Origin of the sequence: Ruminiclostridium papyrosolvens C7 (assembly GCF_000421965.1) — a bacterium.
Taxonomy (GTDB): Bacteria; Bacillota; Clostridia; order Acetivibrionales; family DSM-1351; genus Ruminiclostridium; species Ruminiclostridium papyrosolvens_A.
Genome location: NZ_ATAY01000028.1, coordinates 49,522 through 70,855, shown reverse-complemented (window position 1 = coordinate 70,855; position 21,334 = coordinate 49,522). Strand labels below are relative to the sequence as shown.

Genomic DNA, 21,334 nt, shown 5'->3' with positions numbered 1-21,334 from the left:
ATAAGGTGGTGAGAATTTGGCAAAGAACCCGAATATAAGTATTGGTTTTAGTAGCAATAAATTTGCACAAGAAGTAAACAGCATGGTTGCCCCACTGAAAAACGTCAAAAAAGAATTTGAAATAACAAACTTGGCAATAGAGGCGACAGGAGATAAATTCGCACTTGCAGCGAACAAATTAAAAGGGTTTGAGGCAGAGACAAAAATATTAAAGGCTGCAACCGCCGCAATGAAAAAAGGTCTAGACGATGCGGTTAATACACAGTCTAAACTTTCTGCAAAGGTTGAAGCTGCAAAACAAGCTTATCAAAATGCTGCAAATGCTGAGAACAAGTCCGCAGCAGAGGTACAAAAGCTAAAGCAGCAATATGATGATTTAGTTTCAAGATTATCAAAGGCTGATAAGGCCGTTGGAAATTGGAAGAATAAAATACTTGATAGTCAGATAGCTGAAAATAAACTCAAAGTTGCAGTATCGCAAACCTGTTCGGAAATTGACAAACTTAACAACGAACAGGCTAGAAACATTAAAAGCACCCAAAACGTCACTACTGCATCAGGACAACTGCTTAATATATACACTCTCATAAAAGGCCTTGCAATAGGATATGCAGGAAAAACCTTATACGAAGCACTTATAGGTGATAACGCAAAGTTTGAGCAGAACATGACAGCCTTTGAAGTCCTATTAGGTGGTGCCGAAAAAGCTCAAAAGGAAATGGATAGGTTAACCCAATTTGCAGCTGTAACACCTTTTACTCTTCCGCAAACTGTGGAAGCTGAAAAACGCTTGTTTGCGTATGGTGTAGATATAAAAAATGTTGCCGGTGTCATGCAGATGTTAGGCGATATATCCATGGGTATCCCTGAAAAGTTGGATATGATATCCCTTGCCTACGGTCAGGTAGTAACCAATCAAAAACTTTATGGTACAGAACTTAGGCAATTTGCTGAGAATGGTGTTCCACTTCTGGAGGCACTGGCTAAGATGTACGGCAAGACAACCGCTGAAATGAGAAAGATGGTTGAAAACGGTCAAATTAGTGCTGAGGCTGTAACAGTTGCATTACAAAGAATGACAGGCGAAGGCGGCAAGTTCCACGGGATGATGGAAAAACAGTCAAAGACCATGGAAGGAATGTGGTCGACGCTCAAAGATAATGTAAGTATGTTTGCTCGTGATGTTGGTTCAGAAGGCTTTGAATACCTTAAAGGTGAGTTAAGTTCATTATTAGATACTATAAATGAAATGTCAGCAAACGGACAGCTTGACGAAATGGCTGAGGATTGGGGCCGTAATATCGCAACGTTTATTGAATACGTGGCAAAAGTCATTGAAATCCTATGGGAAATGAAAGACGTACTTATAGCGGTAGGAGCTGCAATGGCAATAACATCAATTATAAATGCTGCAGCCCAAGCTTTTAATGTATTAAGTGCTACAGTACTTGCAGTTAAAGCCGGGTTTGATGCGGCGAAGGTATCCAGTGATGTATTAAATGCAAGTCTGATAAAATCACCGTGGGGATTAGTAGCAGCTGTAATCAGTATTGTCGGTGGAGCATTAGTAACATATGCATTGAATGCAAACAAAGCACAGTCGGAAACTGATAAACTAATCGACAAAACGGAAGACCTAAAAGCAGAGTACGAAAGCAATATACAATCAATAGACAGGCAAACAAAATCGTCAATGATTGAAATTTCAATGGCCCAGAGATTAGCAAAAGAGCTTGAAGGGCTAAGCGGAAAAACAAACAAGACAACTGTCGAGAAAAACCGCATGGCTCAAATAGTAGAACAGCTGAATCAAAAAATACCTAATCTGGCATTAGCATTAAACAGTGAAACAGGTGAATTAAATAAGCAAATAAGTGCTGTATACAATGCGATAGATGCATATAAACAGCTTTTATTTGTAAAAGCAGCAGATAAAAAAGCGGGTGCCGCCGCTGAAAACATACTAAATATGCAAGATCAGCGAAAGGCGTTAGAAAAAGAAATAGCGGAGAATGAAAAAGCAGTAAAAGCAATTAATGACAAAGGGAAATTGAGCCTCGAAAACATACTTGAGTTTGCTACTCATAGCACTCTCGGGACTATAGGTAAAGATTATAAAACCGTAAAGAAAGGTGACACACTAAAAAAGCAACTTGCTGATGTAAATAAAAGCATATCAGAATCAGAAAAAGAAATACAGGAATCCTATAAATTATCAGCAGAATATGCAAAAAAGTACGGGAATTCAGGTAATGAAGCACCCAAGAAGACCTCTACATATGTTCCACCGCTCTTGCCGTCTAAAGGCAGTGACAAAGATGCTGAACGAGCCAGAAAAGAAGCAATACAAAAGCAATTTGACGACCTAAAATTTAGTTTTGATATGGGATATATATCAGAGGTTACATACTATAAAAAGCTTGCAACGCTTAGGGATAAATTTTATAAATCAGGCTCGTCTGAATGGCAGCAGTATACCCTTGAAATAAAGCAGTATAACGACAAGGCAAAGGAAAATGCACTGCAAGCTCAAAAAGATGAGTACCAGGAGAGACTAAAAAACTCAGAGCAATGGATTTCCGCACAAAAAAACTACGGGAAGTTGTCTGCAGAACAAGAAATAGCCTCCTACGAAAAGATTAGGGCCTATACAAAAGAATATTACAATAAAAAAGTTATCAACTACAGGGACTACTTAGAACAGCTTAAATCCCTTGACCAAACGGAATTTAATATCAGGAAACAGGCCTTGCAGGATGAAATATCTGCCGAAGTGGATGCACAAAAAAAAATACTTGATAGTCGAAAAGAAGCAATTGAAAAAGAAGCCGACTATGATAAGAAAAAGTACGATGCCCGGAAAAAACAGATTGAAGCTGAATATGACCTGATAGAGCAAAATGAAAAGAAAGCGGACAGGAACACAGAGCTTGCAGACCTCGCAAGGCAAGAACAAATATTTAGGGATGCAGTTACTACAGAGGGAAAGAACCGGCTAAACGAAATCCGGGACAAAATTGCTGATCTTAACAAAGAGGCTGCAAAAGAACAAAGGGACATTGAGAAGAAAAGTAAGCTTGATGCTTTAGAAGAACAGCAGACACAGGCAGAAGAAGCCCGGAAAGCCCGTCTTGATGCAATAAGTGACGAATATACAAAGCTTGATGAAAAGCAAAAGGATTTATTAAAAAATATAGGGGATTATGCATCGTTAGCAGCAGGCAAAATGGAAGAGGCAACCGCAAAGGTAAAAGCCTTGATTGATGCTGTAACACACATTAATCCAAGTAGCACATTAACAGGACAGCAAGTACCGACAGTCAGAAAGACAGTAATAAACCAGACTAATAATAATACTATATATGACTCGGTAAGTGCTAATGTTTTTGGAAACATGCTTACGTCCGGATTGCAAGGTCTAACATAAGGGGGGTATTAAATGTACGGAATATCAATAAATGGTGTACACAGTAGTACTATACCGGTAGTCTGGAAAACAACCCAAAGACCATTTATGCCAGAGGCAAAAACCTACTATGAATCACTATCTGACTCAGATAGTGATTTTGATTTTTCAGAATTTAATGAGGATGGCAGACAACATTATAACGACAGGGTGTTTGAAGGGACTATATCAGTTGTTGGAAGAAACATGTCCGAGATACATTTACTCCTTACAAAAGTAGCTCGTTGGCTATTTGGAGGGTGGAAAACACTCGAATTTGACGATATGCCGGGAACGGTCTGGACTGCAAAAGTGGAGAATACCAACCAGATAAACTATGAACTTTCCAGAATTGGTGTAGCTTCTGTATATTTTCGGGTAAAACCTTTCTCAAAATGGTTTCTTGATTCTGCTGCAGGTGGTGTGCCTCTAGATACAGATAAGATAGATATTGAAAGCGATATACCTATTGACTTGGACTTAAATCCAACTTATACATTTTCTCAGGGTAGTCAACAAATTACTATAAATAATTTTGGCGATTGGTATACCACTCCTATATTAAGTATCACAGGTACATTTACGAAGTTAACCCTTGCATCAGGAACAAAACAGTTTGTATATAACGGAACCATACAAACTGGGGACATCCTGATAATAGACTGTGAAAAGACTTTAGCAACGAAAAACGGTCAAAATGTAATGCCTCTTTTATCCGGAACAGGTTTGGAATTTGTACCAGGTAACAATGAACTAACAATAACATCTGATGGCACAGGCGAGGTAACAGTAACCTTTGACTTTAAATTTTTAAATGGAGCAGTGATAAATTATGCTTAAAGTTTATGATAAAAATGAAATTAACTTTTCTGGGAACGGATTAGCTGTCTTGAAAGAAGCTCAAAACGTATGTGTAACAAGAGAAATAAATGGAGAATATAGTCTTAACTTTGATATGCCCGGAGATAATGAAAAATGGAAGTATTTGCAGCAAAGAAACAAAATTATATGTGAAGGTCAGCAATTCCGTATATACAAAAAAATCCGTGAGAAAAACGGAATTCTAAAACAGTCCGTTGAATGTTTGCATGTTATATATGATGCAAGTCAAAAGCTTATTCCTGATTTTCCAGACCAAATAGGTTACACACCGAGGGGAATAATGCTTACAGCTTTTACAGGGACAGCATTTCATATTATGACTGATGAAGAAGTTTCTGCACTTGGAATGTCATGGGTAACTGACAAGACCGATATATTCCGGTGTTCAAAAGAAACTCCACTGAGTATTGCCAAAAAAGTAATTGAGAACATCGGGAAGGGCGAACTGTATATTGACAATTATAATATAGCTCTGGTACATCGAATTGGCAAAGACACTGGGCTACACTTCACATTATCAAACAATCTGCAATCTCTAAGTGATGTTGAGGACGGTAATGGTATCGTTACCAGGTTATATGCTACTGGTAAAAATGGTATGCCGTTGCCATCTACAGTTGCTCCAAAAGGATATTTGGATAGTACTGAGGGTATAGCTTTGTATGGGGTGATCGAAGGGTTCAAAGAATATGACACAGAAGACCCTACAGAATTGTATCAAAAGGCACTTTGGGAATACAGCCCTGAAAATCCCGAAAGAATTGATAGGGTTAGTGTTACATACGGATTGAAATTCATTGAGTTATACAAGCTCTATGGAAACAATTTTAAAGTAAATATAGGGGATTCGGTGAAAATAAAAAGCAACGTGCTTGAAATTGAATCGGTGCAAAGATTTACGAAATATACAAAATATCCATACAGTCCTCAGCAATCTACGGTTATATTAGGTAAGCCTCCAAAAACTTTAAACGATGCTGCAGTAGCTGGACTAAATGCATCGCAAAAATTAAATAATGTTACTAATCAAGCAGGAGAGGTTAAAGCAGCATGGCTTGAAAATCTTATAGGCAATATACAACAAGTGGTCTATTCGGGATTAAAAAAGGAACTGTCTATACATAGAACTGGTGACTTGTGGGAATTCGGAAACAACTCTGCTATTACAATAGTTGACGGAGTACTTGCAATTGCAAATAAACGTAAATCTGACGGTTCTTGGGATTTTAGAACGTTCGGAGATGGTAATGGGTTTGTTGCTGATTTAATAACAGTAGGTATCTTGAAAGGTGTAGAGATACAACAAATATCGGATGTTGGTAGTTTGTTGCTAAGCATGTATAAGGACACAAATGGTGGAAAGATATCAATCTATGATAACGAAGGAAATTTAAACATAAAAATGGGAGTAGAAGGTTCTGGGGGACAAAATGTTGGTGGAACTTTAGTTCTATATAACGACTCTCTGGCAAAGCCTAGAGTTGCTTTAGGTACAAGAGGACTTTATGACAGTGGCATTATGGTATTGTATGGGGCAAATAATATTGGGAATGTTTATATTGCCGCAGACCAAGGAGGCCCATGCATTTTTTTGTACGATAACAACGGCCAGTTAAAGAGTACTTTTACATCTAATAGTGGGACAATTGGTGGCAAAAATATTGCAACCACTGACTACGTAGATAATGCTATTGCTCAGCACATAGCAAATAGCCATAATACATAAAAGCAGAGGCATTACTGCCCCTGCTTTTTTAAATCGTCTATTTGTTTTTGTAATTTTGATATTTCTTTTACAAGTTCGTCTTGAGTGACTATAGGCTGATTATTTATATAACCATAACTTTCCCTGATTGCAGTTACACATTTACCATTTTGATTATATAAAAAAAGGCCTGATTGATTATCCTTTTGCTGACCGGATATTAATAGCCGAGCAATGTCCCCACTCTGAAGTGATAGCATCCCACTGTCAGTGTCAGCACGAACGCTTGAAGATACACGAGGCTTAGATTCATCATTATTATAAAGTATTAATGTACCACCAGAGTTATCACCTGTGCCACTTGCTGAACCTAACTTTACTTGTAAATTATTATTTTTATTAAATACTTTGAATATATCTCCCATTGCATTTTGATATATCTTAGATACCAATGTTTGTGAGTTATCTTCGGCAAAAATGAATGATGTAAAACTTATTAAAAGTACTCCAACTAAAAATCCTGAAATAAATTTTTTCATAATAAAACCTCCAAACCTATTAATTTATTAATTCTATATACAGTATATACCAAAAATGTGACATTTAATAGTTTGAAGACCAAAAATTGTAAAGGAGTGGTAAAATGCTAAATCTTAATACAAACTGGCCTACGGAGCTTATTAAGACAATAAAGCAGTGGTATCCAGTGGTTAAATCAAATTTTGAACTGATACAGAACTTTTTTAATGACCATATATCAGGTATCACAAATAGACACACAGCAAGCTCAATAACTAATGATTCTGCGGAGCCCGGGGAAAGTGTAAAGGAGGTGATAGATAATGCCAGGACAGAATTAAACGCTCACTATACAGGGACATTAAATAAGCATGTTGCAAGTACGATTGTTAACGACTCTACCGAAGAAGGTAGTAGCATAAAAGAAGTGATAGAAAATAATAGGACGGAATTAAACTCTCATTATGCAGGAGATACAAACAGGCACACAGCAAGCAGCATTACAAATGACTCTTTAGAAGAAGGGGGGACGGTTGAAGAAGCATTAAATAACAATAGGACAAGGTTTGATAATCATGTTGCCGGAACTCTAAATAAACACAACGCACAAGATGTAAGTTATACCGGAAGTTTTATTGGCAAAGACAATGTAAAAGCTGCACTCGATCAAGCTAAATCTGAAATAGATACGATAATTGTAAATTCCAGTAAGGATCCAGAAGTTGCCTTGGCAAGAAACTCAGCTGTAAAATCAAAAACATTTAATACTCTTGATGATAGGCTAGAAGAATCCGAACAGGAATTAATAGATTTAGTCAATAACATGTCTGGCTATGAAACTCAATCTGGGGCACAGCTTAAAGCAGATACGGCATTGAGTGGAGCAAAAGCCTATACAGACCAAAAATCTGAACAGGTACAGACGGAACTACAAAATACAATCAATACGCATTTGTCGGATTATACGAACCATTTGCCGCATCTTGGAGTTACAAGTAATACAGATAATGCATATAGCATAACAAACTCAAAAAACATATCTGACGGGTCCAAATTTAGTGTTAAATTCAATGTTGCTTCAACCGGTACATCCACATTGAACATATCATCTGACGGTACACCAAGAAGATTAATTAAACCAGGGGGAGCGGATTTCAAACCAAAAGCAGGAACTTATTCGTTTATCCGGGATGCAGAAAATTTTCAGTGCTTGGGTGAAGGGGGGGACTATGGAAATGTACAAGAACAACATGTAACAGCAGGTATAATATTCGGTACTGAGGATGGGTTGAGAGTTGGAACAAATACTAATAATTTGAAATCTGTTATAGGCACTATTCCAAACTTTGAAAGTCCAACACAAACTAGTGCAATGACTTACACAGGCACAGTCAATAATCTACCATTTGCCCCTAAAATAGTTATCTTTTCATTCAAAAGTAGCGATTACTCTTTTTATCAAAATGCTGTAGCATGTATTTATCCAAATATTTTAGGTGTAGGTGTAAATATATTTAACAGTGGTTCGTATTATTTACCACCATTGACTATTGCTAGTCCATCAGATTTTTTAACAAACGGTTTTAAATATTATTGCAAAGGTGCAGGAACGGCAAAAATGACTTATACAGAAGTAAAATTCATGGCTATAGGTTTGGGAGACTAAAGGAGGGATTTAAATGGATACATTATTTACATACGGATGGAGTGGGAATATTCTTATCTCTATGGCAGGAACACACTTTGAAGAACCAGCTGGGTCAATTATAATTAATGTTCCGAATGGTAAAAAAGTAAAAAATTTTGACTTAAGAAGCGGACGCCCTCAACCAATATTCGAAGACGTACCAAAAACAGAGGTTGAGGAACTAAAAGCTCAAAACACTCAGTTACAAACGTATGTTGAGAGTATGACACAAGTAATAAATATACTTTTATCAATGCAAATTGGATCTAATCCGGAAGCGATTAGCAGTATAAATAATATTATGAATGGAGGTAATGCATAATGGCATTTTATTTAGCATGGCAAATTGAAGAGGGTAAATTGGATTATAAAACAGTATTTTCTGCAGCTTTTTTTAAACCGTATAAATCAGACACAGACAACATGTTAATTGCGGATGGTAGGCAGGATTTGATTGTTGATATACCTTAATTACATACATAATTGGATAATATTACGACCTAAAAGGGAGTCATTTATTTGGCTCTCTTTTTGTTTTACAAAAATTTTGAAAGGGTGAGCTAAATGAAACAAGATGGAAAGTTCATTTTAATGAACAGAGAAGAACTCAGAACTTATATTGAAAGCCTAAAAGGGGCTAAGAGCTTTAAAAGTATCCAGCAGCATCATACCGCAAGTCCTGCTTATAAAGATGTGAAAAACAATCATTTTGCCCTTATGAGAAGCATGGAAAACTATCATGTGAGCACATTAAAAATGAGTGAGATTGCCCAACACTTCAGTACGTTTCCTGATGGCACAATCTGTGTCGGTAGACCGCTTACAAAAGATGGCGGAGGATTTCTAAGTCCGAGGAATAAAGATTCAATAACTATTGAAAATGTAGGAAACTTTGATTCTGATGTTATGACGGCAGAACAAAAGCAAAGTATTATACTGCTTAACGCTCTACTATGTAAAAAGTTCAATATTATTCCTTCCACCTCAACACTTATATATCATTGTTGGGTTCAGTCCAAATCTTGTCCGGGGAAAAAGTTTTTTGGAGGAAATAGTAAGGTATCTGCAGAGAAATATTTTATTCCTTTAATTAAAAACGAAATTGAAGATTTAATGACATATGAAGAAGCTCTTGAGATCGTCGCTGAGAAGGTTAACACACCATATTCATTCTGGCTGAATAAGAAGGACATTGATCCAGCTTTTCCGGCTTTGATTATAAAAATAGCTAAAAGTTATGGAGGGAAATAGTATGGAAAAAGTTAATGCTTTTAAGGTAACAGTAACTGCAATATTTGCAGGAATATCAGCTATGCTTGGTTGGTTCGGATGGCTTATAGTAGCCTTTATAGCTTGCTTAGCAGCCGATTGGATATCTGGCTCAGCTGCCGCTGCAAAAAATGGACTGTGGAGTTCTCAAAAGGGTAGGGAAGGGATTTGGCATAAAGCCGGTTGTATTGTAGTTGTAATAGTGGCGGCGGTGCTTGATGGAGTTATAGGCTCAATAATAAATAATATCCCTAGTATAGCACTACCGTTTACGTATACAGTTTTATTATGTCCAATTATAGTGGTTTGGTACATATTCACTGAGCTCGGTAGTATTGTAGAAAATGCTGGAAAGATGGGAGCTCCTATACCTGACTTCTTAAAATCAGCAATATCATTATTCAAGGGAACCGTTGATGCAGCCGGAAATAAGATCACAGAATCAAAATAACAATAACCTTATTTATATTTCAGCCCTCAGGGAGAAATCCTTGGGGGCTTTTTTTATTTCTTTTTATAAAATTGGAAACTTTTTTATACTTTGTGCATATAAATTAACGAAAGGAGAAAAAAGAATCAAATATGGCTTGATAAAGAAAGTTGGTGAACAGATTTGGCAAAGATAGTTGTTAGTTTTAAAGACAAGGAAAAATATTTATACGATTACGCTATGTCTCAGATTAGTGCACCGGTGTACATTAAGCAGCTTATACTTAATGACATGCAAAAAGATAATAAATTGCCAAATAAGCCCAAGGGTAATCCAGGTTAGCTGCTGTACTACACATTCGAGCCGAGCCGGCGGCGCTCGCCTGTTCCCTCACTCCGCTCCCCGCTCCGCTCACTCACTTGCTTTTTTAAAAACCGTGGATTTATGCGGTGTAGATACCTCTAAGACATACCAGTACAGGATATACAAAAGAACTATATTTGGAATAAAGTGAGGTATCTGAAATGGAACTTAATAAATATCATTTTACTTATCAAAGTGTAATACTTACTTTTGGTGTGTACATGTGCAACGAGGCTTTAAGTCTTTGTTATATGCATGTCCCTAACGGTAAATTTGCACTTTTTTCTTTTTTTGCTGTAGGTAGTGGTGTTATTTTAGACAAAGTACTTAAACCTGATAAATACACTAAGCTTTTTAGGATGTGTGGAATAATTAATAAAGAGGATAAAACACCTATTATCATTAAGGAACAAAGGAATAAAAACTCTACAACACTTGTAATTAGTTTACCCGAAGGCATATCACAGGAAGATTTCGAAAGGAATCAACAAGCACTAGAGCAAAATTTAAATGCCAAAATTGAGTTTGGATTTAATAAAAATTTGATAATGAAATTTGTTGAAATGAATCTTAAAACAATGTACCCGTATGAGTTCCGGCAACTTGATGAAACAGAAGCATACATAGGCAAGGGTTATGACGATGATTTTATATTAGATATAAGCAAAGACCAACATCTTATTGTGGCAGGAGAAACAGACAGTGGTAAAAGTTCCTTCCTGGTATCAATGGTATTATCATATGTTTTAAGCAAGCATAATATAGAGCTCCATTTAATCGACTTTCAGAATATCACCCTTTGTATGTTCGAGGACTGCAAAAAAGTTAAAAGCTATGGTTCAAACATTGAAGATTTTGACCGGCTCATGGATTACCTGGAAGAAGAGTCGGAACGAAGATTAAAGTTGTTTAAATCAGTTAATAACAAAGTGTATGTTGAAAAAATAGAAACGTGGAATAGATTGTTTCCTGCTCGTAAAATCCCTTTTATAGCCGTTGTAATTGACGAAGGTTTAACCCTTGCTGATTACCCAGAGGTTATGGCTAAATTCCGTCAGCGGGTCGCTAAAGACCGTAAAACGGGTATACATTACATATTATCTTTGCAACGTCCAGATGCAACGCTAGTAGCAGGAGCAATTAAGGCAAATATGTCAACAAGAATAGCGTTTAAATGTGTTAGCCAAGTTGATTCCGAAGTAATTTTAGGCGGTCTACATGGTGCTGAGAAGATAAAACATAAAGGTAGATTTTTAGCACGATACAGAGGGGAATTAAAGGAATATCAAGCTTTATATATTAATCCTGATAAAATCAAGAAAATACTTAAAGATAATAATTTATTGAGAGATAAAAAACAGAGTCCACCTGCAGAACCTATAATGGACCGCAAGAAAATCATTGAAGATTTCAGGAAAAATTATAGCAATCCATACAAAAAGGATGTGGCACAATGATAACCAAACGTGACCAAACTGTTTTAAATTTCATTGAAGATTTTCATATTGCAACTGCAAAACAAATATACCAAATATTTTTTAATAAAACATCATACAGATATTGTAATAATAGATTACTATATCTGTACAATCAAGGCTTTATTAAGCGTTCCAGAAGCACCATAGACAATGGTTTTGCTTACTACATAAATAAAAAACCCATTCAGGTTCACCATGATTTAATACGGTCCGGAATATATGTGCTATTAAACCAACATTACAGCGTAGAAGCATGGCAGAACGAATATATTATTGAAAATATACGCCCTGATGCTTTCTGCTTGGTAAATGATCATGATATTGTATTTCCTTGTTTCATAGAAGTCCATTTAAACAATAAATTTAACTTTGAAAAATACCAAGCCCTTATAAAGAATGCAGACCTAAAGGCTATATTTAAATTAATGCCACGGGTAGTTATAGTTACAGACAGAGATATTGTAGCTCCTACAAATATTGGTATCAAATTTAAGATAGTCAATTATGAGACTACAACCGGTATTGATAACTTATTTAGGGGGATATAATTATGGCAAATAAAATAGATTCAACTACTACCACCAAGCAGATGAACAACAGTCTAGCATGGGTATTAACTGGTTGTGGAATAGCGTTAATGTTTTATACCAAACACATGGATATATCTTTAATATTTGAGGATGATGCATTAAACAAAAGTATAAGTAATATTTTAAATTTCTTCTCTCGGCTTTTTTAAAAGCAAATATATATACAAACGGAGGGGAAGACCTTGTTAATAAACTATTTATTAAGAGAACTAGGAAACGAGATTAAAAATCATGAACAAATTAAGAAACGTAAGCTGAAACGGAGACAAGAGAAGCAAAGAAAAAAGACATTTATTATTAACACATTTGGCAAGGGTAGGTATTATCTAGGTTACTTGTTTGGTAGTTGGGTTTGGTATAGCTGCAATAATAACTTTTACGAAAAGAAGATTGCAGAACCGTCAATTCCGCAACCTTCAAGCAAAGTCTTATATTTATCTAGCTTCAGATAATATCATTGCCCTTTAATTTAATTTTATTCATTTCATTTGCTCCTAATTAGGGGCTTTCTTTTTGTGTATCATATTTAACAGTAAATTAATTTCAGTAAATATAAATTGATGGTTTTTATCCAAATAATGAAAAAGATTGTTGAATCTTGATAATTTACCATATATAATTGATTTAAAATAAAATATTGGACATATGAGAAGGGGAAGGTGCTCACCGACCAAAGTTTACACCAACCCCTACAGTGTCCCACGAGGGAACAAGATAATTATATCTTGTCTTTTGTCCTCGTGCAATAGGAGGAGTAAATTTATGGTAAAAGAAGATGTGATTATCCGTATCCTGAGTAAGGCAGTTGATCTCCTTACTCAGGAAGTTGCCGTTCAGCTTAAAGTGATCTTAGAAGAAGAACTCTACAACTATGACTTGCAGCCGGTTGAAAATGCTATTATACCTTTCGAAGGTATTCCGGAAAAAATTGTTTTATTTATTACCACTAAAAAACTTGAAGGTCTTTCTCGAAAAACATTAAAAAGTTATTCTCTTCATTTAGCTAGATTTTCAAAAACCGTACAAAAAAGAATAGAAGATATCACTGTAATAGACATAAGAAGATACCTTGCTCAATATGCTTCTACAGGAATAAAAAATTCTACTTTGGATACAGAAATCAGTATTTTAAGAAGCTTTTTTAATTGGCTAGAAGCAGAGGATTACATATTGAAAAGTCCCATGAGAAAAATAAAGCCGGCTAAAAAAGAAAAACGAATTAGAAAGGCACTGTCTCAGGAGGAACTTGAAATGTTGAGGTTAGCTTGCAGAAATCAACGAGAAAAAGCAATGATTGAATTTTTTTATTCAACGGGCTGCAGACTAGATGAAGTGTATAAACTAAATAAAAATGATATCGATTGGAATAAAAGCTCTGTTAATGTAATTGGAAAGGGGAATAAGGAGAGAACAGTTTTTTTAAATGCCAGAGCAAGGGTACATTTGTGGAGGTATTTAGACTTGCGCAAAGACAATAATGAGGCACTTTTTGTGGGGTTGCGATTACCTATGAAACGTTTAAGTCATAGGGGATATCAAAAAGTACTTAATCAATTAGGAGTAATGGCAGGCATAACTAAGTCGGTACATCCGCACCTGCTAAGACATACAACGGCTACAACAGCAGTAAATGCCGGAGCAAGTATTCAAGCTGTACAGAAAATGTTAGGACACACTACACCTGCTACTACGCAGATATACGCAGACCTAAATGTGGATGAAGTTCAAATAAGTCATAGAAAATTCGTCTCATAAGATTAACTTACCAATATTACAAAATTGTGTTTAAATAAACAATAATCGACAAATATTTTGTGATAGTATATTATATATATATAAATATAAAATTAAGAGAGGTGAATGGTATGAAGAACAAGCTTAAACTAATTGTACTCATGGCGTTGTCTATCATTGGTATTACTGCAGCTACTGCATCTGCTGGGGCGTGCTGGTGTTTCTCTTTTTATGAAAAAGAATGCCCAAAGTCTTTGCTAAAGTAACACAAGTAAAATAAAAAAGACTCCATTCAAACCGGAGTCTTTTTTATTTTCATATTTTGTTCGTAACGCATTAAATCATCAAAAAAGTAAGCCTCGTTAGTAATGCATTTATATTTTGATAGTATCTGATTTGCTATAGCCAAACCGTGTCCACGCCCACTCCCCTTCGTAGAATATCCATCCTGATTTATTTTTTTAATATTAACTATTTCTTTACAACTATTGCTTAATTTAATTTCAATCATGCTAGGATAAGAAACAAACTGCATTTCAATTATTTTTTCATTTGTACCTTCTGCAGATTCTATAGCATTGTCGAGATATATTCCTATTAATTCACAAAAATCAGATATCTTAATACCTGATAGTACATTTATTTCACCAACGCATGTGAATTCAAATCTAATACCCGCTTGTGTCGCCTTTTCGAGTTTGGCTGATATAATTGCGTGTAAAGCAACATTTTTTATATTATATAAAGAAGTATTTATAGTTGTTACTGTATCTTGGAACTCATTTAAATATGCTAAAGCTTCTTCTGTATTTCCTCTTTTTAACATTAATCTTAAGGTTTCGTTGTGATTTACCGCATCATGTTTAACTCCTCTCAATTTTATTAATGTTTCTTCTAGTGATTGATTATAAAACGATTGCTGTTTCATTTCTTCTTGGAGCTCATTTTTTTGTTGTTGCATATTATGAATTACTAGTATAACTACAAAAAAGAATATTAATATTCCCATTAGAACAGAAAAAGCTATAATATTGTTAGACTCTGAACCGTATGTTTGAGAAGATATAATTACGACTATTATAATTACACAAAACAAAACAAGCAACGAGTTTAAATTTTGTACTTTCCTGAACTTCAAAATTTTAGATAGTGTAAAAACCATAATTAAAGCTATTACAAAAGCAGAAATATTTGATATTAGATATAAGGTCGAATTTTCCGATACTGTTTTTGTTGTAATATTCATTCCAAATAAATTTAGCAATATAGCAGCAACTATATTACCAATTCCGAACGCAACAAATATAAGTAAAAATGACGATATGGCTTGGACCCATTTTACTTTCAAAATAACTTTTATCATAATTATACTTATAATAAGTATTGTAACTGGCTTAAGCATCTGCAATATGCTTGTCATATCAATTAGTTCCATCCAAAGTGTTGATATAATTCCGTTGACGACCCCAAATACAAAAATAAACAATGTTATTTTGGTATTTGACCTTTTATAACGAAAATTTAATTTAAGGAACATATATACCAATACTGCTGTCAACGCAGGGAACAAAGTATTAATAAGAAAATTTTGAATCATAATTGGGGTCTCCAATCTTTAAAATATCCTCGAAAACGAGGTCCAATGTCGCAGACAGAACCATCATGCAATGTAAGAGATTTATTTGATTTGTGTAATATTCTTTCTGTATTAACAACAATTGATTTGTGGCATTGCTGGAAAATTTGATCGTCAATACGACTCATTAAAGATTTTAAAGTTTCGGTTGTAGCGTATTCGACCTGTCCTACCTTATCTAAAACTGTATGTATATACGTTTTTTCGTTATTACAATCTATATAATATATGCTTTTTAAAGGTATGAAGTATTGTCCGTAATTTTCTCTATCCCCTGTGTTAACTTCTATACAAATTACTCTTTGCTTTTGGCGCTTTATTTCGTCATTAAGTCTTAATAAGGCCGTTTCCAATACGTCCAATTGTGGCTTATGGACGAACCAGTACGCTTGCACTTCGTATGCAATCTGAATAAAATGTGCACAAGCGGTGTAAAAAATTATTTTTATTTCGTGATTGCTTTCTCTAATTTGTTTGGCAACAGACATGCCGTTTGTTTTTTCCATGAGGTTTATGTCAATGATGCAACAATTAACTTTATTTTCATCAATTGCCTTAAGGAATTTATTATAGTCCGTTGTTGCTATGATTATGTCACCTTCAACATTATGTCTTTCAAATAATCCCGATATTTCTGTAATCATTTCGTCAATTGTACCCTTATCATCATCCAGTATTGCTAAGTTGAGCATATTATAACTACCTCCCAATTAGTTATTTTACTATAATAATATATTAGATTACTGTAAAAAACAAAACGCAAACAGTCAAATATTATACTGTTTGCGTTAAATATGGTTAATTATTGTATTCTTACAACATTTTACCGACCGAAAATGACATTTTACCGAACGGCACAACAAATAACAAAAAACGTAGTATATACTATAAACATAGTTTATACAAAAACACCAGCAAATGGAGGTGATATGTTTTTTGTTATTTATTCTTGTTAATAAACATCTTTTGAGACAGCTTGGGAGGCGCTCAAAAGAATATCTGCTCAACTTATGTGTATTATAGCATTTTATTATTAAGTGTGAAAAAATAATCTGTAAATTGAAGTTGTCGTTAAGTATGTTTTGTTTAACTTCAATTTCACCGCTTGAAAACACACTTTCACCGAATTATGGAGGAATTACAATGGCTCAATTAGAATTATTAAGAAACAAAAGCATAGAATTGTTTAACACTATAAATTCCAAACTTAATAATGAAGATAAGCATTATTTGTTTGAATACGAAACCATACTTACCGAAATCCAGATAGTAGAGTCCAAAATGTTGGACGACAAAACAGACGACAATCAGCATATCATATATGATTTTTATTCACAAAAATAAACGTTGGAAAGAAGCAAAAATGAGCACCTTTCAGAAATCCTGTAAAATAGGTATTTTCTGAAAGGTGCTCTATATATGGAGTTAACAAACATGAACAATATTTTAAAATATAGGACTTAAAATCCTGCGGGACTAACCTCCCGTACCGGTTCGATTCCGGTCTTCGGCACCAAATAAAGGATTGAGATATAATCTCAATCCTTTATTTATTTTACTTTGAAAAAGCAAAACAATTTATGAAATACATGTTATGTAAACAATTTTGAAACGTACTTCTACACTTTATTTTTTAAATAATTTGCATAGTTGAATAATTCTTTTTTTGCTTCCTCATTAAGAGAAGCATACACTTCTGTAAGTTCCTTTGTACTTAGTTCCGGCTGCTTTGTATCGGTTAGTCCTCCAAGCCAATCAAGGCTTACGTTGAATTTTTCGGAAATTATTATAGCCAAACTCATAGGGACATCTCTAGTCTCTTTTTCGTTTTCTCCTTCATATCTATAAACGGAACTTCTGTGAATACCAAGTATTTTTGCAAATTCATCAACTGAAAAACCCAGAGATGCCCTCAGCTCTTTTATTCTTTCATTGATAGATGCCATTTTTAAACCCTCCTGCGTAAGTCGTAACAATTATATTATACAACTTTTGTTCCCAAATGCAAATTATATTTTCCGTTTGGAGACTTTTTATTGACATTGGTAAATCCAGGTGATATTATTTTATTGTTCCCAATGAGAGACAATATTATATTGAGTTCATTTAAGTATAGATTTATTTTAAACAATCTGTTCCCGAATGGGAATAACAGCGTGATTAATTATATAAAAGGAGAGTAATATGATAAAAGAAGAATTAAGTCAGATAATTAAGCTAAAAAAAGAAATAAAACAGCTAAACGAAAAACTTCAGGAATTAAGCTATGGAGACAACGAAACGATTGTAACGGATAAGGTAAGAGGTAGTATGGCACAGTTCCCCTATTTGCCAAGATCCTTTACAATTACAGGACGCGAGGAAATGTCTGAGGAATGTATTAAAGAGAGGAATGAGATTGGAGTTCGAATAAGAATCAAAACACAGAGTCTTATGGAAAAAGTTAACAAGGCCTATGAATTTATAGAAAGTATTGAGGACAGTACCGTAAGACAGATAATGGTTTACCGCTACATAGACGGATTGACCTGGGAGCAGACGGGAGAATGTATGAGCTACTCATGGGAGACCGTAAGAAAAAAACATGATAAATTCCTTAAAACAATACCAACCAATACCAGTATATATGATGTAAAATAGTATTTGTAAAAAGAGACAACAAAATATTTCAAAAGGAACTTGCAGTTGATGGGGAGCGGATAATATTCCGGCTCCTTTTTTGTTCCCATTAAATCAAAAAAGCTTGTAAGGAGGTAGTTGTATGTTAATTAGAATTCAAACAGCAGGGAGGGATTATTATTCTTATCGAGGTAATTGATGCAATTGCAACTAAGCTGAGCCGGGATTTCGGCAGTTCGGTTGGGGTTTACAAGGAGGAGGCAGAGCAGGAGATGGCAACACCTTGCTTTTTAATTTCTCTTAATAATTTCAGTCAGAAGCAGATAACAGGGAAGAGGTACTACAGAGAGCAGCGATTCACTATTAAGTATTGTCCCGCAACCGCAAACAAAAATACAGAAGTTTGTCAGGTTGCAGACCGTCTCTACGACACATTGGAGTCTATTCTTATAGAAGCTGACATGTTCAGAGGCTCCAAAATGAGCTGTGAGGTTGTCGAGGGCGTACTACTTTTTTACGTAAATTACAATTTCTATGTTTATAAGGAAACACCGTCAGAGGAGCCTATGGAAAATATAGCTGTGGAAGGCGGCCTTAAACAGTAGTAATAAAGCAGCAAAATCAGAAATACCAACCTTTTCAAAGAAGCAGATTTCTAAAATGTATTTTTTGATGGGGTTGATAATTTAATAAAACAAAATTTTTGAAAGGAAAGGTGAATTACATGGCACTTGGAGGAGGCACTTTTTTAAAACAAAACAAGGTTTTACCCGGAAGCTACATTAATTTTGTTAGCACATCTAGGGCAACCGCAACACTTAGCGAAAGGGGGTATGCAGCAATGCCGCTGGTTCTTGACTGGGGCGTTGACGGAGAGGTTTTCAAGGTTGATGCCGACAGCTTCCAGAAAGATTCCCTGAAGATTTTCGGCTACAACATCAAGGATGAAAAACTAAAGGGGCTCAGAGATTTGTTCAGACATATAAGAGCCGGATATTTCTACAAGCTCAATAAAGGACAGAAGGCGGCATGCAAATATGCTACTGCAAAATATGCAGGAACCAGAGGAAATGATCTTAAAATTGTTATTGCACAGCACGGTAATGATGCAAACAAATTTGATGTCCAAACATTTCTGGGAACAATCAGAGTAGATTCCCAAACGGTTTCAAGCATGGCTGAATTGATTCCAAATGATTTTGTTGATTTTATTGTTGGTGAAATTGCATTAACAAGCGGAATACAACTGATTGGCGGAACAAACGGCGAGAATATTACAGTAGAGGACTACCAGACATTTCTTGACAAGATTGAGTCCTATTCCTTCAATACTCTTGGATGTGTGGAAACATCGCCTGAGATAACAGACCTGTTTGTTGAGTTCACAAAAAGAATGAGGGATGAGTCGGGAGTTAAATTCCAGACTGTTCTTTACAGGACACCGGCAGATTATGAAGGTATTATCAGTGTTCAGAATGATGTTGCAGAAGAAATTAATTCATCAGCATTGGTTTACTGGGTGACAGGTATAGCAGCAGGCTGCCCTGTAAATAAGAGCAATACAAACAAGGTTTATGACGGCGAGTTTACCGTGAATGCGGACTTCAGACAAATCGAGCTTGAAGCTGCCGTTTCAGAAGGTAAATTTATTCTTCACAGGGTTGGTGATGACATTCGTATATTAGAGGATATCAACAGTTATGTATCTTACACGGATGACAAGAACAACGATTTCGGAAGAAATCAGACAATCAGGGTTCTTGATCAGATTGCAAACGATATTGCGGTTCTGTTTAACACTAAATACAACGGCAATGTTCCAAATGACGCAGCCGGAAGAATTTCCTTCTGGAATGACGTTGTAAAGCATCATCAGGAACTTCAGAGCATAAGGGCCATTGAAAACTTTAAGCCTGAGGATGTTGTTATTTCAAAGGGAGACAGCAAAAGGGCAATTGTAATTCAGGATGCTGTTACTATTATGAATTCTATGGAACAGCTTTATATGACAACGGTTGTACAATAATAAAAAAAGGAGCGGATGAATATGCAGACAATGAATGGAAAGGATGCGTTAAGTGCATCTTTGGCAGAATGTTACGTTACTATTGAGGATAAAAGATATAATTTTATGCAGGCTATAAATCTTGAAGCAAAGGTTGAAAAAACCAAGAGTGAAGTACCTATTCTCGGCAGAACGGGGAAGGGTAACAAAGCTACAGGCTGGAAGGGAACCGGCTCTGCAACCTTCCATTACAATACCTCTATTTTCAGAGATTTGCTGGCAAGATACAAGGACACAGGAGAGGATATATACTTTGACATTCAGGTAACAAATGAAGATTCAAGTTCCAGTGCAGGCAGGCAGACAGTTATTTTAAAGGGTTGTAATGTTGACGGCGGAATTCTTACAAAGTTTGATGCTGATGCAGAATATCTGGATGAAGATATGGACTTTACTTTTGAAGATTTTGAAATACATGAAAAATTCTCCGTACTTCCGGGAATGGAATGTTAAATAAGGAAAGGGTGTTATTAATATGAGTGGATTAAGTTCTTTTTTAAGGCAAAATGTATTAGACAATGAGAATGTAAAGTATGTTGCATCAAAGAGATTTGTAGATGAAAACGGGGTGCCTATAGAGTGGGAAATCTGCTCCATTACTTCGGAAGAGGATGAAGCCATAAGAAAGGCATGCACACGCAAGGTGCAGATTCCGGGTAAGAAAAACCAGTATACTCCAGAAACCGACTACAATGCTTACCTTGGAAAGCTGGCTGCAAGATGCACCGTTTACCCTGATTTACATAATGCAGAACTGCAGAACAGCTATGGCTGTATGGGTGAGGATACTCTTCTTAAGACCATGCTCAAACCGGGAGAATATGCCGATTATCTGGCTAAAATCCAAGAGGTTAACGGCTTTGACGTTACTATGGAAGATTTGGTTGACGAAGCAAAAAACTAATTAACGAA

At 35.5% G+C, this 21,334-nt stretch carries 24 protein-coding genes; 20 read left to right on the top strand and 4 right to left on the bottom strand.

The features are described 5' to 3' along the window. Positions 1-16: 16 nt before the first annotated feature. Genes L323_RS29610 through L323_RS29600 form a run of 3 tightly spaced genes read left to right on the top strand, consistent with a single transcriptional unit; the run spans position 17 to position 6,053 of the window. Complete coding sequence (locus L323_RS29610) at positions 17-3,427, top strand: tape measure protein (RefSeq protein ID WP_020815276.1); 3,411 nt, start codon at positions 17-19, stop codon at positions 3,425-3,427. 12 nt (positions 3,428-3,439) lie between these two features. Beyond that, positions 3,440-4,285 (top strand): phage distal tail protein, encoded by an 846-nt coding sequence (locus L323_RS29605; RefSeq protein WP_020815275.1) that lies wholly within the window; start codon positions 3,440-3,442, stop codon positions 4,283-4,285. Then, positions 4,278-6,053, top strand: a complete 1,776-nt coding sequence (locus L323_RS29600) for a phage tail spike protein (protein WP_020815274.1) — start codon at positions 4,278-4,280, stop codon at positions 6,051-6,053. The genes L323_RS29605 and L323_RS29600 overlap by 8 nt, the downstream gene beginning before the upstream one ends. 11 nt (positions 6,054-6,064) lie before the next feature. Here the strand turns inward: L323_RS29600 and L323_RS29595 are convergent, their stop codons facing one another. Then, the gene (locus tag L323_RS29595) at positions 6,065-6,571 is read right to left on the bottom strand and encodes a hypothetical protein (protein ID WP_020815273.1); all 507 of its coding nucleotides are present in this window, start codon (positions 6,569-6,571) and stop codon (positions 6,065-6,067) included. 104 nt (positions 6,572-6,675) lie between these two features. Between L323_RS29595 and L323_RS29590 the strand changes: the two genes are divergently transcribed. The 11 genes from L323_RS29590 (at position 6,676) to L323_RS40780 (ending at position 14,368) form a co-directional block, all read left to right on the top strand. Then, positions 6,676-8,217: a hypothetical protein gene (locus L323_RS29590; protein WP_020815272.1), complete on the top strand. Its 1,542-nt coding sequence runs from the start codon at positions 6,676-6,678 to the stop codon at positions 8,215-8,217. Positions 8,218-8,230: 13 nt separating this feature from the next. Then, a complete protein-coding gene (locus L323_RS29585; RefSeq protein ID WP_020815271.1) occupies positions 8,231-8,560 on the top strand; it encodes a hypothetical protein in 330 nt (109 codons plus the stop codon). Then, positions 8,560-8,709 carry a hypothetical protein gene (locus L323_RS41330; RefSeq protein ID WP_020815270.1) on the top strand — a complete coding sequence of 50 codons (150 nt, stop codon included), beginning with the start codon at positions 8,560-8,562 and terminating at the stop codon, positions 8,707-8,709. Before L323_RS29585 ends, L323_RS41330 begins: the two co-directional genes overlap by 1 nt. Before the next feature lie 93 nt (positions 8,710-8,802). Continuing rightward, a complete protein-coding gene (locus L323_RS29580; protein ID WP_020815269.1) occupies positions 8,803-9,489 on the top strand; it encodes a peptidoglycan recognition protein family protein in 687 nt (228 codons plus the stop codon). A gap of 1 nt (position 9,490) precedes the next feature. Beyond that, positions 9,491-9,958: a phage holin family protein gene (locus tag L323_RS29575; RefSeq protein WP_020815268.1), complete on the top strand. Its 468-nt coding sequence runs from the start codon at positions 9,491-9,493 to the stop codon at positions 9,956-9,958. Positions 9,959-10,120: 162 nt separating this feature from the next. Next, the gene (locus L323_RS41325; RefSeq protein WP_020815266.1) at positions 10,121-10,279 is read left to right on the top strand and encodes a hypothetical protein; all 159 of its coding nucleotides are present in this window, start codon (positions 10,121-10,123) and stop codon (positions 10,277-10,279) included. Between the two features lie 182 nt (positions 10,280-10,461). Then, positions 10,462-11,757, top strand: coding sequence for an FtsK/SpoIIIE domain-containing protein (locus L323_RS29565; protein ID WP_020815265.1), 1,296 nt, complete (start codon positions 10,462-10,464; stop codon positions 11,755-11,757). After that, on the top strand, positions 11,754-12,326 hold the full coding sequence (locus L323_RS29560) for a hypothetical protein (RefSeq protein WP_020815264.1): 573 nt from the start codon (positions 11,754-11,756) through the stop codon (positions 12,324-12,326). Before L323_RS29565 ends, L323_RS29560 begins: the two co-directional genes overlap by 4 nt. 2 nt (positions 12,327-12,328) lie before the next feature. Further along, on the top strand, positions 12,329-12,517 hold the full coding sequence (locus tag L323_RS29555) for a hypothetical protein (protein ID WP_020815263.1): 189 nt from the start codon (positions 12,329-12,331) through the stop codon (positions 12,515-12,517). A gap of 613 nt (positions 12,518-13,130) precedes the next feature. Beyond that, entirely contained in the window at positions 13,131-14,123 is a 993-nt protein-coding gene (gene xerA, locus L323_RS29545) for a site-specific tyrosine recombinase/integron integrase (RefSeq protein ID WP_020815261.1), read from the top strand. A 110-nt stretch (positions 14,124-14,233) separates the two neighbouring features. Further along, a complete protein-coding gene (locus L323_RS40780; RefSeq protein ID WP_020815260.1) occupies positions 14,234-14,368 on the top strand; it encodes an AgrD family cyclic lactone autoinducer peptide in 135 nt (44 codons plus the stop codon). Positions 14,369-14,394: 26 nt separating this feature from the next. On the opposite strand, the gene L323_RS29540 is transcribed toward L323_RS40780, so the two are convergent. Together L323_RS29540 and L323_RS29535 are read right to left on the bottom strand one after the other, a co-directional pair. Beyond that, positions 14,395-15,699 carry a sensor histidine kinase gene (locus L323_RS29540; protein WP_020815259.1) on the bottom strand — a complete coding sequence of 435 codons (1,305 nt, stop codon included), beginning with the start codon at positions 15,697-15,699 and terminating at the stop codon, positions 14,395-14,397. Next, positions 15,696-16,430, bottom strand: a complete 735-nt coding sequence (locus L323_RS29535; protein WP_020815258.1) for a LytR/AlgR family response regulator transcription factor — start codon at positions 16,428-16,430, stop codon at positions 15,696-15,698. Before L323_RS29535 ends, L323_RS29540 begins: the two co-directional genes overlap by 4 nt. A gap of 451 nt (positions 16,431-16,881) precedes the next feature. On the opposite strand from L323_RS29535, the gene L323_RS29530 reads away from it, so the two are divergent. Further along, positions 16,882-17,082: a hypothetical protein gene (locus L323_RS29530; RefSeq protein WP_020815257.1), complete on the top strand. Its 201-nt coding sequence runs from the start codon at positions 16,882-16,884 to the stop codon at positions 17,080-17,082. Positions 17,083-17,357: 275 nt separating this feature from the next. On the opposite strand, the gene L323_RS29525 is transcribed toward L323_RS29530, so the two are convergent. After that, positions 17,358-17,684, bottom strand: a complete 327-nt coding sequence (locus L323_RS29525) for a helix-turn-helix domain-containing protein (protein WP_020815256.1) — start codon at positions 17,682-17,684, stop codon at positions 17,358-17,360. Between the two features lie 238 nt (positions 17,685-17,922). On the opposite strand from L323_RS29525, the gene L323_RS29520 reads away from it, so the two are divergent. The 5 genes from L323_RS29520 (at position 17,923) to L323_RS29505 (ending at position 21,326) form a co-directional block, all read left to right on the top strand. Next, positions 17,923-18,378, top strand: a complete 456-nt coding sequence (locus L323_RS29520; protein WP_020815255.1) for a hypothetical protein — start codon at positions 17,923-17,925, stop codon at positions 18,376-18,378. A gap of 152 nt (positions 18,379-18,530) precedes the next feature. Further along, positions 18,531-18,962, top strand: a complete 432-nt coding sequence (locus L323_RS0120625; RefSeq protein WP_051153516.1) for a phage tail terminator family protein — start codon at positions 18,531-18,533, stop codon at positions 18,960-18,962. 119 nt (positions 18,963-19,081) lie between these two features. Continuing rightward, positions 19,082-20,383: a phage tail sheath family protein gene (locus L323_RS29515; protein WP_020815253.1), complete on the top strand. Its 1,302-nt coding sequence runs from the start codon at positions 19,082-19,084 to the stop codon at positions 20,381-20,383. A 21-nt stretch (positions 20,384-20,404) separates the two neighbouring features. Continuing rightward, positions 20,405-20,875 carry a phage tail tube protein gene (locus tag L323_RS29510; protein ID WP_014315266.1) on the top strand — a complete coding sequence of 157 codons (471 nt, stop codon included), beginning with the start codon at positions 20,405-20,407 and terminating at the stop codon, positions 20,873-20,875. 22 nt (positions 20,876-20,897) lie between these two features. Beyond that, positions 20,898-21,326, top strand: coding sequence for a phage tail assembly chaperone (locus tag L323_RS29505; protein WP_020815252.1), 429 nt, complete (start codon positions 20,898-20,900; stop codon positions 21,324-21,326). Positions 21,327-21,334 lie beyond the last annotated feature (8 nt).

What these genes read in the sequence shown, in the direction of transcription:
- L323_RS29605 (WP_020815275.1), top strand. Translation starts at nt 3,440, where the DNA reads ATGTACGGAATATCAATAAATGGTGTACACAGTAGTACTATACCGGTA.
- L323_RS29600 (WP_020815274.1), top strand. Translation starts at nt 4,278, where the DNA reads ATGCTTAAAGTTTATGATAAAAATGAAATTAACTTTTCTGGGAACGGA.
- L323_RS29595 (WP_020815273.1), bottom strand. Translation starts at nt 6,571, where the DNA reads ATGAAAAAATTTATTTCAGGATTTTTAGTTGGAGTACTTTTAATAAGT.
- L323_RS29590 (WP_020815272.1), top strand. Translation starts at nt 6,676, where the DNA reads ATGCTAAATCTTAATACAAACTGGCCTACGGAGCTTATTAAGACAATA.
- L323_RS29585 (WP_020815271.1), top strand. Translation starts at nt 8,231, where the DNA reads ATGGATACATTATTTACATACGGATGGAGTGGGAATATTCTTATCTCT.
- L323_RS41330 (WP_020815270.1), top strand. Translation starts at nt 8,560, where the DNA reads ATGGCATTTTATTTAGCATGGCAAATTGAAGAGGGTAAATTGGATTAT.
- L323_RS29580 (WP_020815269.1), top strand. Translation starts at nt 8,803, where the DNA reads ATGAAACAAGATGGAAAGTTCATTTTAATGAACAGAGAAGAACTCAGA.
- L323_RS29575 (WP_020815268.1), top strand. Translation starts at nt 9,491, where the DNA reads ATGGAAAAAGTTAATGCTTTTAAGGTAACAGTAACTGCAATATTTGCA.
- L323_RS29565 (WP_020815265.1), top strand. Translation starts at nt 10,462, where the DNA reads ATGGAACTTAATAAATATCATTTTACTTATCAAAGTGTAATACTTACT.
- L323_RS29560 (WP_020815264.1), top strand. Translation starts at nt 11,754, where the DNA reads ATGATAACCAAACGTGACCAAACTGTTTTAAATTTCATTGAAGATTTT.
- L323_RS29555 (WP_020815263.1), top strand. Translation starts at nt 12,329, where the DNA reads ATGGCAAATAAAATAGATTCAACTACTACCACCAAGCAGATGAACAAC.
- xerA (WP_020815261.1), top strand. Translation starts at nt 13,131, where the DNA reads ATGGTAAAAGAAGATGTGATTATCCGTATCCTGAGTAAGGCAGTTGAT.
- L323_RS40780 (WP_020815260.1), top strand. Translation starts at nt 14,234, where the DNA reads ATGAAGAACAAGCTTAAACTAATTGTACTCATGGCGTTGTCTATCATT.
- L323_RS29540 (WP_020815259.1), bottom strand. Translation starts at nt 15,699, where the DNA reads ATGATTCAAAATTTTCTTATTAATACTTTGTTCCCTGCGTTGACAGCA.
- L323_RS29535 (WP_020815258.1), bottom strand. Translation starts at nt 16,430, where the DNA reads ATGCTCAACTTAGCAATACTGGATGATGATAAGGGTACAATTGACGAA.
- L323_RS29530 (WP_020815257.1), top strand. Translation starts at nt 16,882, where the DNA reads ATGGCTCAATTAGAATTATTAAGAAACAAAAGCATAGAATTGTTTAAC.
- L323_RS29525 (WP_020815256.1), bottom strand. Translation starts at nt 17,684, where the DNA reads ATGGCATCTATCAATGAAAGAATAAAAGAGCTGAGGGCATCTCTGGGT.
- L323_RS29520 (WP_020815255.1), top strand. Translation starts at nt 17,923, where the DNA reads ATGATAAAAGAAGAATTAAGTCAGATAATTAAGCTAAAAAAAGAAATA.
- L323_RS29515 (WP_020815253.1), top strand. Translation starts at nt 19,082, where the DNA reads ATGGCACTTGGAGGAGGCACTTTTTTAAAACAAAACAAGGTTTTACCC.
- L323_RS29510 (WP_014315266.1), top strand. Translation starts at nt 20,405, where the DNA reads ATGCAGACAATGAATGGAAAGGATGCGTTAAGTGCATCTTTGGCAGAA.
- L323_RS29505 (WP_020815252.1), top strand. Translation starts at nt 20,898, where the DNA reads ATGAGTGGATTAAGTTCTTTTTTAAGGCAAAATGTATTAGACAATGAG.